The organism is Polynucleobacter sp. VK25 (assembly GCF_018687355.1).
Lineage (GTDB): Bacteria > Pseudomonadota > Gammaproteobacteria > Burkholderiales > Burkholderiaceae > Polynucleobacter.
Genome location: NZ_CP061288.1, coordinates 613,681 through 626,341 on the forward strand (window position 1 = coordinate 613,681; position 12,661 = coordinate 626,341).

A 12,661-nucleotide genomic window follows, 5' to 3' on the forward strand; every position below is an offset into this window, starting at 1 on the left:
TTTCTTGTCAGCCCCAGACTATTTTCAAGCGTTAAAGGAATGAGAGCTATTTGCTTGAAATCACTAACTACTTTTTACCCCACTCCCAAGTCCCTAAACTTGCCTAAATTTTCAGCATTAGACTTTTCTAAATTCGGGGCGGCTTTGGCTGTTTGTTTATTGGTGGGCTGCGCTACACAAACGCAGCAAATCAAAATGAACGAGTCTAAGGAGCAGTTTAAGAATGGTGATCTGCAAAATACTACAGCCGCTATTCAGGGCGCATTTAAAGATAAAAATACTTTGTACTACATGGAGCTCGGCGAAGTTCAAAGATTACAAGGCCCTTCGCAGATTCCCAATAGCACTCAAAGTTTGTTGGCAGCAGACCAACTAGTGAGTCGTTGGGAAGTGACTACTAGCGATAAGCTCAGGCGCTCCTTTTCAGGGGCAAGTTCCTATGTTTTATCTGAAGGCTTTAGCAGTGAGTATGACCCTAAGCCATATGAAGTGAGTTTGTTAAGCCAGACCTTGGCATTAAATCACCTCTCCCAAGGTCGCTGGAATGATGCCATGGTGGAAGCCAAAAAAATGGCGCAACGTGAAAAGGTGATAGAAGAGCTTATTCAAAGCCGGGTCGCTGCTGTCTCTAAGGTAGAGCGTGATCAGCAGATTAACCCTAATACTCAGGGCGCAACTAGTCGCATTGAGAATATCAGCGGCTATCCAATTAATTTATTGGATGATGAAGAAACACGTAGCCTAAAAAACGCTTATCAAAATCCTGGCGCATATTACCTATCTGGCTTTATTCATGAGTCACAAGGGGAGGCTAGTTTGGCCGCACCGGGCTATCGCCTCGCCATTGAGTTAAGACCTCAGGTGAACTTTTTTAAAACCAGCATTGCAAAGCTCGATTCCAATATTGCAAATCAAAGTAAAAAATCGTTTGCAGACACTCTCATCATTATTGATACGGGGTACATGCCTAAGATTATTCCTTATCAAATCAGCCAATCTTTTAATATCGGCGGCAATCCTAAATTAATCACTCTCACTTTTCCGGTCATTGAAAAGTCAACCGAGCGTTTTAGGCCAACCATGGTTCAGTTAGGCGATAGGGCGGCCAATCCAGAGCTGGTGGCAAATATTGATGCAATGGCCCGCAAGAACTTGCGTGATGAAATGCCTAGCTATGTTCTGAGAGCTTCTTCAAGAGCATTAGCATCCTTGGCTGCGCAATATGCAGCTGACCGGGCGGCGCAACAAGCAGCCAATAGAAAAAATCAGAACAATCAAAACAATGGTAATGCGGCTCTTATAGGCGCTATTGCAGGAATGATTACAGGATATGGATTGCAAGCGATTAACGTGACTGACGTGCGTCACTGGTCAACCTTGCCTGCGCAGACATATATGGCCAGAATGGGCTTACCGATTGGGCCTACGGTTCTCAAGTACACCTTGCCGTCTGGGATGACTGCTTCGCAAACGGTGAATTTGGTGGGGGGCTATAACGTAGTCTATATCCGCATGTTCAGAAATCGAGCCACAGTACTTACCTCAAATGACCCAGCTGCGCTTCCCCAGGTCACCCTAGTGCCTACTGTAATGACTCCTGTAGCTCCAATTGCGGCTCAGTCGACCAGTGTCTTGCCTACCGTCTTGGAACCAAAACCATCCGAAGGCACTTTTGCAGGCTTAAAGAAGTTGTGGGGCGGCTTTCAAGACCCGAAGCCTGAAGAGTCTGCTCCGGTAGTAACAGCCCCAGCCCAAATGACAGCTCCGGCTACCCCTATAGTTTCTGAGGCTGCAGCCAGTCCCAATCCTGCTACCAGTAGCACCCCTGCTAGCAGTAATATAGAAGAGGCGAAGCCGTATGAGCCACCCAGTTTGCTGAATCGCTTTCAGCAGCTTTTTAATTAGGAAAGACCCAGATGAAAAAATACCTTGCAATTCTGATGACGGCACTTGCTGCATTTACTTTGGTGGCTTGCAGCTCAACCCCATCGATGAAGGATATGACAATCCGTATGGGCGATACCGATAGCATTCAAATTACCGATATGAGAAGTCTGGTGCGTAATGGCGTGCTCACTGCACAAGTCACCATTCAGAATGACAGCAAATCCAATCTTGTGTCTTATCGATTCAAATGGATTGGTAAGAATGGCATGACTGTGACAGATGAGGAGCCGTGGAAGCCAGTAACGGTAGGCAAAGGTCAGTCGACCGTTATCATGGGGATAGCCCCAACACCAGACGCTACTGACTTTCGCTTTGAGTTAAACCAATATAAATAAAAAACAAGTCAATATTTAATATTAAAAAGATTTAGGCTTATAAAGGATGATCATGAACACTAAAACTATTCGCTTATCTGCTATTGCATTATCAGTCGCAGCGCTTGCAGCTTGCTCTGGCCCACAAGTGCGTTATGGCGACGCTAAAGCTGTTGAAACAGTCAATGCTAACTATGGATCCACTGATCTGCAGATGATTGCCGAAGCAATGACAAGATCACTGCTGCAATCCAAAGCAATCTCTGGAAGTAAGGATGCGCCGATTGTGACTTTGGCAGACGTGAAGAATAAAACTTCTGAATATATTGATACACGTGTCATTACCGATAAGATCCGCACGCAGCTGATGAAGAGTGGTCAAGTACGATTTGCAGTGAGTGTCTCTGAAATGCAAAATCAAACCGATGAACTCAAGCGCCAGAATCAGTCAGGGTTGTATAAGAACAGTACGATTGCCAAGACTGGCAATATGCAGGGTGCGCAATATCGCATTGAAGGATCAATTGCTTCTATTGTGAAGAACACCAAAGACGTTAAAGACGTTTACTACGTCTTTAATTTGAATCTCATTAATAACGAATCAGGCTTACTCGAGTGGGCTGATGAAAAAGAAATTCGTAAGACTGCGACACGCTAATTGGCAAGTCAACACCATATAGAATTGAGTAACACATGAAAAAAACCTTTATAGCTCTTGCGGGCGTTAGCCTGGTCTTCTTGGCTGGTTGCGCTAGCAAGCCGCCTGCTCCAGTAGTGGAGTCTGCGATGGTGGGTCAAGTTCCGGCAGATCCGCCTAAGAATCCCGTGATTAGTGCGGAAGCCCTGAAGGCGGAGTCTAAGTCAATTGCAGTAACTGATATCTACTTCAAAAAAGAAGGTAAGAACTTAACGTTCATCGAAGAAACCAGAACAACTACTGGCAACAGCATCTCCTCTGTGATTACGCCTAAGACAATTGAAGTGGATGCCGATAAAGCAAACGCCTCCGCTATTACTGGTGGGGCAAATTCATCTGCGTTCCCAGTAAAGTTCACCGATTTATCCGATCCAAAAGCGACCGCCCCTGGCACAGCTACACCACCTGTACCTGCAGTTGATGTTGCGGCACCAAGCAATAGCTCTTCAAGCATTAATACCGAAAGCATGAAGAAGTCTGGCTATCAAAGTAATCATGAGTATGGCGAGTTGCGTTATTTAGCCAACCCGATTCGCGGTTTACTCATCAAGTCTGGTTATAAAGTGGTACAGGCTAAATCCACTCCCGCAATCCCCAATCAAGGTGATGAGTACTTTGATATTGTGAAGCGCATCAAGGCTGGCGATTTTGGCGATGCCGACTACGTACTGTACGGTGTTTTAGCGGAAGTCTCTAGTACCGATAATGTTTCTGATATTCCCGGAACAAAATCTACTTCGCAGCAGGTAACATTTGAGGTAACTGTGGACTTTAATATCGTTGATACTAAAACCACCCAAATAGTCGCTTCCTTTGTGGCATCTGGCGAGGGTAAAGACGTCCAAATCGATGGCAGGGATACAGGACATAAGCCAAGTACAGCGAAGTTAATGAAGTTGGCCTCCTTGGATCTGGCGGAAGATGTTCGCAGGCACTTGGCTGATCAAAACTTTATTACCAACAACCCTGGTTCAGCAGGACAGATGCGCAATCTCAAAAGACGTTTGGATGATGATGCAACTACTTTGAAGGTTTACAAGTAGGCAGCAGCAGGCTGATTCAAGTCTCTACCGGCGGATGTGTTTTCTCATAGCGCTCCGCTGTTCTTCTAAAGAGATAGAGTAAAAAGCACGCAGCCAGACCAAGGCTCAAGCTATTTCCTGCCCAGAAGCCATTGGCGCCTTGTAAGAATGTGGGTGTGTTACCTAATACGTTAAAGCCCATCAGGTAGCCACCACCAAGGCCTACACCCCAGAGCGAGCCTGCATAAATCACCATAGGTAAGAATGCAATACGATAGGCCCGCAAAATAAAGGCTGCGGTGATTTGCAGGGCATCAAACACTTGGTAAAACGCAATAAACAAAAAGAGGGGGATGGAGAATGCCTTTACTTCTGCTGGCGGGTCATATAAGTCAAGCAGCTGAATTCTAAATATCCAGACGGCAATACCGATGCTGATACATAGCGTCGTTGTAAAAAATACCGATGACCAACCAATCTCTTCAGCACGTTCTGGTTTATTAGCGCCAATCGACTGCGAAACCAGTGTCATTGTGGCAATGGAGAGCGATAAAGGCACCATGTAAATCACAGTGCCCATATTGGCCACAATTTGATGACCTGCTAAAGCGGTGGTTCCGAGTCGAGCAATGAACAAGGACATAAAAGTGAAAGACGTCACTTCAATCAAGTAACTAAAGCCAATGGGTGCGCCTAATTTGAGTAAAGTCCAGATGCGATGCCAGTCGGGTATGCTAAAGCGGGCAAAGATCTTAAAGGGTCTGTAAAAGCGATCCAATATAACAAAGCCAAGGGTCATTAAGAGCCAAGACCAGTTGATGATAACGGTAGCAATAGCACAACCAGGACCACCCATGCCCTCAATACCAAAACCGCCATAGATAAATAGCAGGTTTAATGGAAGCTTCAATGCCAGACCGATGATCTGTACTACGGTAATAACAGTAGGGCGTGAGACAGCATTATGTAATGCCATGAGAACGCGCATGCCCATACTGGCTGGTAGACCGATCGCTAAGATGCTGAGATATAACTTCGCCTTACCCTCGATGGCTTCATTCACTTGTGAGATGGCTAGTAGGTGATCGGCATTGAGCAAAATAAAACAACCGAATACAGTAAGACCTAAGGCAAGCCAAGTTGCTTGCCGTACTTCTTCGCCGATTTCTGAAAAGCGTTTTGCACCAAACAGTTGCCCTGCAATTGGTGCAAGAGCAGAGATAACTCCAGTCAGACCAACATAAATGCTGATGAAAATAGCTGAAGCCATCGCGAGTGCAGCGAGATCATCGGCAGAGTAGCGGGCTGTCATAGCGGTATCCAGTACGCCAAACGCAATCACCGCAAGCTGACCAATCAATAAAGGCCCAGCCAGTTTTAATAAAGAGGGAATATCCTCGCGGAGGCGCGATAACTTAAAGTGCAGCACGATTTATTCGGGGATAACTTCGTAGAGGCGGAGGCGCTCATCGCGGTCAGCTGCACGACGATCTTCCCAAAGTAGGGTGAGCTTTTTATTGTTCAATTGTGCGTATGCTTTTGCTTCGGATTGACTGTGTGTCAGCATCCATGGGCAATTAGGATCATCGCGTAAATTCAGTTTAGAGAAGTACTCAAAAGAAGCTAGCTGCGCAAAACCGAGGTTACTAGTATCAACACAGCCACCGCCGGTTGGAACTACCAGAGCTAAACGCGCTGAAACGTGACGATACGTTTTGGCGTAATTAATAGTGGGAAGCCACAGGGTCATCAGCAGAACCCACATCAAGGTAGTACCAGAAGCAGAGATGATGAGGCAGCGCCAAATTTCTTTTGGGGCGCGTGAAGTTCTCCAGCGCACTACCGCTAGCCAAACACCAGTAATCGCCAGCGCTACGATAAAGGCCATTACATTAAATTGACCCTCAAATCCTGGAAGTAGACGAGCAATATTGGCAGCCGTTGTCTCAGGGTAGCCGGTCACTTTTGCTAACCAAATAATCCAAATTGCGAGGGCGATCAACGTAAAACTAAACATCGCAAACCAGTCGATAAAACTAATGACACTGCGCTTAAGAACAGGGAGACTAAAGGCAGCAATGATGGCAAGGCTTGGAATTAAGATCATTAAGTCATGCTCATTTGCCTCTAAGCGGAATAGAGCATAAATTAAGCTGCCAACAAATAGGCTTAATGGAATGGCTAGGTGCGGAGCGCGCCATGCGCCAGATGCTTTAGTGCGGCCCCAGTGGGCGAGTGAAACGATTGCAAGCGGCCACACAGGCCAAGCGTAAGCCCAGAAGTTCACGCTCAAGAAACCGAGCGATTCAATGGATGGAGTAGCGCGCATTTCTGGCACATTGCGCCAACCTTCTTCAGCGATATGACGCCAGTGCGGAGAAAGATCTGTGATGTACCAAACTAAGGGCCAAATTGCAAAACCAATGAGACCTAAAACAGTGCTGGTAAGTGTCCAACGAAAGCGCAACTTTGCATTACTGGCAATCACTGCAATGATGGTGGAGCTGACAATAATTAAACTTAAAGTAAGGTTGCTAGAAAGCGCAACGATGGCAATACCAAGACCAGTCCATAAGCCGCCTTGCCAGGGCTTATCTAAGCCACGCACCGTGCCGTAAAGCACAATACTGATCCCCATGAGTTGTGCCATCATCGGAGTAGTTTCATGGGCGCGTTGTGCAAGACCGACGCATGCTAAGAAAATCAACAGCGCACCATCAGCCAGGGTCATGCCGTAGCTCTTCATGTCGGGTTGACCGCCAACAGCAAGTGCCATTGGCTGGACTTCACGACGTCGTCCTAATAGGTAGGTGGCGTACCAAATTGCGAGTGCGGCAGAGAAGAAGCAAATCGCCGCATACAAACGTGCGGCATTGGCGGCACCAATGAACGGACCAAACCATTCAATCAGTGTTGCACCCATCCAATATGGCAAGGGTGTGCCAAGTGAGATATCGCGACCTGCTAAATGTGGAACAACCCAATCCAGGGAGTTGCCGCGAAAGAGTGTCCACATACCACCAAAGCCAATCGCATCTTCATTCTTCCAAGGGTCCCGAAAGAACAGGCCAGCAAAACCATAAACCAAGGTCAGCGCAAAAATAATAATGCGCGGAATTGATTTAGTGGCGGCGGCGGTAAGTTTGACCATGTGTAAAGTTCAAAATAAAAAAGGCAGCAAACGCTGCCTTGATTATCTCGCAGAGCAGGTATTTAACATACCCCGCGAATAGAAGTGGTTTAAGCCTTCTTCTTAGCTGGCTTTTCAGCAGCTTTAGCTTCTGCAGCAGCAGCTTTTTTCTCAGCTGTTTTAGCAGCGCCATCACCGGAAGCTTTAGCAACAGCTTTAGTTCCGAATTTCTGACGGAATTTCTCAACACGACCAGCGGTATCCATAATTTTCTGGGTACCAGTGTAGAAAGGGTGTGATTCAGATGAAGTCTCGATTTTAGCCAATGGATATTCATTGCCATCTTCCCACTTGATTGTCTCTTTAGTAGACATAGTGGAGCGAGTCTTGAAGCTGAAGTTATTGGAAACGTCTACAAAGACGATTTCGCGATATTCGGGGTGAATGCCAGGTTTCATGTTGAGTCCTATGAGCGGGTAGCCGTTTGAGCCAAATTGGCTGAAATACTTTCCCAGGTTTTAAAAGCAAGTTAATGGTGCAGCAAAGGCGAAATTATGCCATGAAATCAAGGACAAAGCTCGCTTTAGAGGTCTAAAAAGGGCTAAAACAGCCCCCTAGACCCTTAAATTAACCTCCGCGACGCATTAAGTCGAAGAATTCACCATTATTTTTGGTCGATTTGAGCTTATCGACGATAAAGTTCATCGCCTCGATATCGTCCATATCTGCCAGCAATTTACGCAATACCCAGATCTTCTGGAGGTTCTCAGCCTTCACCAAGAGCTCCTCACGGCGGGTACCAGACTTATTGAGGTTAATAGATGGGTAAACACGACGCTCAGCCAAGCGACGCTCAAGGTGAACTTCCATATTGCCTGTGCCTTTGAATTCCTCGTAAATGAGGTCATCCATACGGCTGCCGGTTTCAATCAGGGCAGTAGCAATGATAGTTAATGAGCCACCTTCTTCAATATTACGTGCTGCACCGAAGAAACGTTTTGGACGTTGCAATGCGTTTGCATCCACACCACCAGAAAGCACTTTTCCTGATGAAGGAACAACAGTGTTGTATGCGCGAGCAAGACGAGTAATCGAGTCCAGCAAGATGATGACATCTTTACCCATCTCTACTAAACGCTTGGCTTTTTCAATCACCATCTCGGCAACTTGAACGTGACGCACGGCTGGCTCATCGAAAGTAGAGGCAACCACTTCACCGCGAACGGAGCGCTGCATCTCGGTCACTTCTTCAGGACGCTCATCAACGAGCAGTACGATCAAAATTGCTTCAGGATTATTGGCTGCAATTGCATGAGCAATGTGCTGCATCATCACAGTCTTACCTGACTTAGGTGAGGCTACGATCAAGCCACGTTGGCCGTAACCAATTGGGGAGATCATGTCGATAATGCGGCCTGTGAGGTTCTCTTCAGCCTTGATATCACGCTCTAGGCTGATTACGCGGTTAGGGTGCAAAGGCGTTAAGTTTTCGAACATGATGCGGTTCTTAAGAGCCTCTGGAGCCAAACCGTTGATCTTGTCCACTTTTACTAATGCAAAGTAACGCTCGCCATCTTTAGGGGTACGCACTTCACCTTCCACGCTGTCACCAGTGTGCAAGTTAAAGCGGCGGATCTGCGCAGGGGAAATATAGATATCGTCAGGAGAAGCCATGTAAGAGGCTTCAGGAGAACGCAAGAAACCAAAGCCATCAGGCAATACTTCCAAAGTGCCGTCGCCGAATACTGTTTCACCAGCCTTCGCGCGTTTCTTCAGAATGGCAAACATTAATTCTTGTTTGCGCATCCGTTGAGTGTTTTCAATCTCCAAGCTAGCTGCCATTTCAAGCAGAGCGGATACGTGGAGGACTTTGAGTTCAGTTAATTGCATGTGGTTCTCGGGTGTTGGTAAGGATAAAAATGAATAGAGGAAATTTGTTTTGAGGTAACTCTGCGCTGATAGAGATCACGCAGATGTGGAAAAACAGAATTTGGGATGTTTGCTAAAAGAGGGGGAGGTAAATTGCTGGAAATCGGAGCACTGATTAGTGCGTTTGAGTAATACTACACTAAAAAACGGGTCTGACAACTACGGTAAAACGGTAAAAACCACAGGCTCAACTTGTGAACCTGTGGTCTGAGACTATTTACAGATGACTATCGATAAATGCAGTCAACTGAGATTTGGCCAAAGCGCCTACTTTTTGAGCAGCCACGGTGCCATTTTTGAAGAGGATCAAGGTAGGAATGCCGCGAATATTGAATTGGGCAGGAACGCCTTGGTTCTCATCTACGTTCATTTTTGCGATCTGTAGCTTGTCGCCGTACTCACCAGAGAGCTCTTCCAGGATAGGACCAATCATTTTGCAAGGACCACACCACTCAGCCCAGAAGTCGAGCAGAACAGGTTTGTCGGACTTGAGGACGTCTTGTTCGAAGGAGGCGTCAGTTACATATTTAATGCCGGCACTCATGAAAATTCCTTATTTAGCTTATTTAGTTATTGCGTTACAACGCTTATATTAGCAATAAGCGGAACGTTCTGCTCAAAATAGAAAAATTACTCCATTAATGTCCCAGTCTTTCCCTGATCTTCCTGACCAAAAGCAGCCACAAGCTTGGGCAATCACGCCCAATAGCCAAGCGCTAACCCAGTTGGCAAAAGGTATTTGGGATTGTGCAATGCAAACTAATCAGCGCCCCTTAGTGGTGCTTAGTACTGCTGGGCCACTTATTGGGGTGAGGGCAGCCCTTGAATTAAATCGGCCAAAAGACCTGTCGAGCAATGCCGCGTTCTTGCCCCAGGTAATCAGCTTTACTGATTGGCTCGAGTCTGCGCCAGGCGCTTGGCAATTTCCAAAGAAGCAAAGTGATTTGGAAAGATGGCTAGGTGTTTATGCTACTTTGCGTAAACATAAAAATTTACAGGCGTGGTTTAAGGCGGAGACTGAGTCTGGCGCATGGGGTTTGGCCCAAGCGATTGTGAAAGCGTGTGACACCTTATCAACGGCGGTGAGTCCGCAACTTCAAAAACAGATTCATGAATTCATTCAGAAAAAACAAACTGAAAAAAGTAATCTTGGTGAGCTTTGCCTTGGTGAGGCGCAAGCATTATTAGATGGTACTGTAGCCAAAGTCTATTCAGGAATGGCGCGTAAGGTAGTAGATCAAGAGACTAAGGTCTTGCTTGAGTTTTGGCGTTACACCGCAAGCGTGAGTGATCCCGCATTTCGCAATCAGTTTGCAATAGCTGCTCATCTCGAGGCAAATAAGAGTGCAAAGCCAGCAAGGCCATTGATATGGGTGGAGACTGCTGATCCAACACCAATAGACCAAGAGATTATTGGTGCGCTGCTTAATGAGTATGCCCAGTACGCACGAGTAATAGAGGCGAAGATGGATTGGCGCGACGTGGGCATGTGGCCTGAGTCTATTGGATCTGAAGCGGGTGAACAAGCAAGGACTCAAGCCTTAGAAAATGTAAAACGCTCTCAAAGTAAGGGCTGGCGACTTATAGCCGCGAAACGTTTTGAAGAATTAGCATGGGCTGCCGCCAAAACAATTGAGCAGCATCTCATTGACGGTAAAACCAATTTAGCATTGGTTGCGCAAGATCGTTTAGTAGCGAGAAGGGCGCGCGCATTACTTTCACGCCTAGGTCCAGCACTCAATATTCGTGATGAAACCGGTTGGAAGTTATCTACTACACGCGCAGCTGCAGCTCTCAATAGTTGGCTGGAGCTCATTAGGGCCCCTAAAGATGGGCCGAGCGCAAAAATCTTGCTTGAGTTTTTGCAGAATCCATTTCTAGATCTTGGCAAGATTTTGCAACGAGACGCTGAAAGTTGTGTTGGGTTGATTGCAGAGCTTGAAGATATTTTAATTGGCAGCAAAGCAGAGTCCGGTTGGAAAACTTTTCACCTAGCCATTGAGGGCGCGCAAGCGAATGCGGCAAAAACTGCTAGCGCGATGCCAAGTGCAGCATTGTTTGAGTTATTGCAGTTTGCTCGAGAGCGTCATCATGAGTGGCTGATGCTTAAGGTTGATTGCAATACGGCCTATCAGCTGTTGCGGGTTAATCTTCAAGCGGCCGGCATGGATCAGAGCCTTGAAAAAGACTCGGCCGGCAAGCAATTGCTAGAGGTGCTCAAGACATTTGATTTAAGTAAGACGCAATACCAACAAACTTCTATACGTTTGAGTGAGTGGCTTAGTTTGCTGAAAACGGTTATTGAAGGTGCGAGCTATCAAGAGGCTGGCAAGGAAGCTAAAGCCACACTGAACATTTTGCCTTTGAGTTCTACACGTATGCGTGACTTTGAAGCGGTGGTTGTTGTAGGTTGCGATGAGCAGCAGTTGCCAGCTTATTCAGAGCCGCCATTATTTTTCTCAGATGCGCTTAATCAGTTATTAAAGACCTCAACGATAGCCATGCAGTTTGTGCAGCAATCTAGAGATCTTTCGCAATTGCTGGTGTCATGTCCCAGCGTGGATTTACTCTGGCAAAGCAAAAGTAATAATGGAGAACCGCTCAGACCATCGGCTTGGATACAGCGTTTACAAAATCAAGTGAAGTGGGAAGCCATTCCAGTTCAATTGAAAAAACGTACTTTTGAGGCCGCGCCAATGGAAATGGCAGTTGCGCATTTTGAAGAAGATCTGCCGATGCCGCTTTCAATGAGCCCTAGTGCTTATAAGGCTTTGCGGGATTGCCCATATCGTTATTACGTACGTAGCTTATTGGGTTTACGCAAGAACAAAGAATTTGATGAAGGCTTTGATGCTTCACTGGCAGGGCAAACTTTGCATAAGTTGCTCAAGCGTTTTTACCATGCCCTTAAAACCCATGAGCATACTAATCCATCACTTAAGAATGACGCCGATCAAAGGCGTACCTGGATGGAAAAAAGCTTAAATGATTATTCAGAGCAAGAGTTCGCCGTATTGATTGAGGGTGATGCTAGGGTAATGGGTACCTTAAGAGATTGGCAAAAACAAATCCCCAGTTTTGTGGATTGGCAGTTGCAGCGGGAGCAAGCAGGTTGGGAATATTTTGATGGCGAAGTCAAGGTTGGTTTTGATCTGCCATTTCAGGATGCTGACGGCAATATCAAAATGATTCGCATTGAAGGTTATGCCGACCGCTATGACGTCAATGTAGATGACAGCAAGATTGCTTCAGTGATTGATTACAAAAATCAACACTTTGACAGAGTTAAAGTTCGGGCCGAGCATGTCTTAGATGATCCTCAGCTATTGATCTATGCTCGTGCCGCAAATGAGGGTCAAGAAAGCCATAAGTTATCAGGGCATCAGGTTCGGCAGGCAGAGTGGGTAGCCTTGAAGGCGGATATTTCTAAGGGCGAGCAAAAAGCATTGCGCAGCCAAGAAGTAATGGATATGACAGAAATGATGCAGCAGTTTTCTAAGCAGATGACAGAAGATGTGGAACAGCTATGGGCCAAAAAGCCAATGCAAGCATTTGCGCCTGAAGGTGTCTGCCAATACTGCGAAGCAAGAGGCGTTTGTAGGAAGGGAATTTGGTGAGCTAT

General features: G+C 46.3%; 10 protein-coding genes. 5 read left to right on the forward strand and 5 right to left on the reverse strand.

The features are described from left to right. Positions 1–195: 195 nt before the first annotated feature. The 4 genes from AOC21_RS03335 to AOC21_RS03350 are packed head-to-tail and all read left to right on the forward strand — an operon-like array spanning position 196 to position 4,001. Entirely contained in the window at positions 196–1,905 is a 1,710-nt protein-coding gene (locus tag AOC21_RS03335) for a hypothetical protein (protein ID WP_251371565.1), read from the forward strand. 11 nt (positions 1,906–1,916) lie between these two features. After that, positions 1,917–2,282: a YcfL family protein gene (locus AOC21_RS03340; protein ID WP_215392375.1), complete on the forward strand. Its 366-nt coding sequence runs from the start codon at positions 1,917–1,919 to the stop codon at positions 2,280–2,282. Positions 2,283–2,334: 52 nt separating this feature from the next. Further along, complete coding sequence (lpoB, locus tag AOC21_RS03345) at positions 2,335–2,919, forward strand: penicillin-binding protein activator LpoB (protein WP_371817798.1); 585 nt, start codon at positions 2,335–2,337, stop codon at positions 2,917–2,919. 35 nt (positions 2,920–2,954) lie between these two features. Continuing rightward, positions 2,955–4,001 (forward strand): hypothetical protein, encoded by a 1,047-nt coding sequence (locus AOC21_RS03350; protein ID WP_215392377.1) that lies wholly within the window; start codon positions 2,955–2,957, stop codon positions 3,999–4,001. A gap of 16 nt (positions 4,002–4,017) precedes the next feature. On the opposite strand, the gene AOC21_RS03355 is transcribed toward AOC21_RS03350, so the two are convergent. The 5 genes from AOC21_RS03355 to trxA form a co-directional block, all read right to left on the reverse strand. Next, on the reverse strand, positions 4,018–5,409 hold the full coding sequence (locus tag AOC21_RS03355; RefSeq protein ID WP_215392378.1) for an MATE family efflux transporter: 1,392 nt from the start codon (positions 5,407–5,409) through the stop codon (positions 4,018–4,020). Positions 5,410–5,412: 3 nt separating this feature from the next. After that, a complete protein-coding gene (locus AOC21_RS03360) occupies positions 5,413–7,131 on the reverse strand; it encodes a glycosyltransferase family 39 protein (RefSeq protein ID WP_215392379.1) in 1,719 nt (572 codons plus the stop codon). An 89-nt stretch (positions 7,132–7,220) separates the two neighbouring features. Then, positions 7,221–7,568: a type B 50S ribosomal protein L31 gene (locus AOC21_RS03365; RefSeq protein ID WP_068948267.1), complete on the reverse strand. Its 348-nt coding sequence runs from the start codon at positions 7,566–7,568 to the stop codon at positions 7,221–7,223. A gap of 169 nt (positions 7,569–7,737) precedes the next feature. After that, positions 7,738–9,000: a transcription termination factor Rho gene (gene rho, locus AOC21_RS03370; protein ID WP_011903147.1), complete on the reverse strand. Its 1,263-nt coding sequence runs from the start codon at positions 8,998–9,000 to the stop codon at positions 7,738–7,740. Between the two features lie 256 nt (positions 9,001–9,256). Continuing rightward, a complete protein-coding gene (gene trxA, locus AOC21_RS03375) occupies positions 9,257–9,583 on the reverse strand; it encodes a thioredoxin TrxA (RefSeq protein WP_068948270.1) in 327 nt (108 codons plus the stop codon). Between the two features lie 97 nt (positions 9,584–9,680). Here trxA and AOC21_RS03380 point away from each other — a divergent pair, with 97 nt between their 5' ends. Next, entirely contained in the window at positions 9,681–12,656 is a 2,976-nt protein-coding gene (locus tag AOC21_RS03380; protein WP_215392380.1) for a PD-(D/E)XK nuclease family protein, read from the forward strand. The last annotated feature ends 5 nt before the right edge of the window (positions 12,657–12,661 follow it).

Coding starts and splice junctions, on each gene's coding strand:
- AOC21_RS03360 (WP_215392379.1), bottom strand. CDS start 7,131: ATGGTCAAACTTACCGCCGCCGCCACTAAATCAATTCCGCGCATTATT.
- AOC21_RS03365 (WP_068948267.1), bottom strand. CDS start 7,568: ATGAAACCTGGCATTCACCCCGAATATCGCGAAATCGTCTTTGTAGAC.
- AOC21_RS03350 (WP_215392377.1), top strand. CDS start 2,955: ATGAAAAAAACCTTTATAGCTCTTGCGGGCGTTAGCCTGGTCTTCTTG.
- lpoB (WP_371817798.1), top strand. CDS start 2,335: ATGAACACTAAAACTATTCGCTTATCTGCTATTGCATTATCAGTCGCA.
- rho (WP_011903147.1), bottom strand. CDS start 9,000: ATGCAATTAACTGAACTCAAAGTCCTCCACGTATCCGCTCTGCTTGAA.
- trxA (WP_068948270.1), bottom strand. CDS start 9,583: ATGAGTGCCGGCATTAAATATGTAACTGACGCCTCCTTCGAACAAGAC.
- AOC21_RS03380 (WP_215392380.1), top strand. CDS start 9,681: ATGTCCCAGTCTTTCCCTGATCTTCCTGACCAAAAGCAGCCACAAGCT.
- AOC21_RS03335 (WP_251371565.1), top strand. CDS start 196: ATGAACGAGTCTAAGGAGCAGTTTAAGAATGGTGATCTGCAAAATACT.
- AOC21_RS03340 (WP_215392375.1), top strand. CDS start 1,917: ATGAAAAAATACCTTGCAATTCTGATGACGGCACTTGCTGCATTTACT.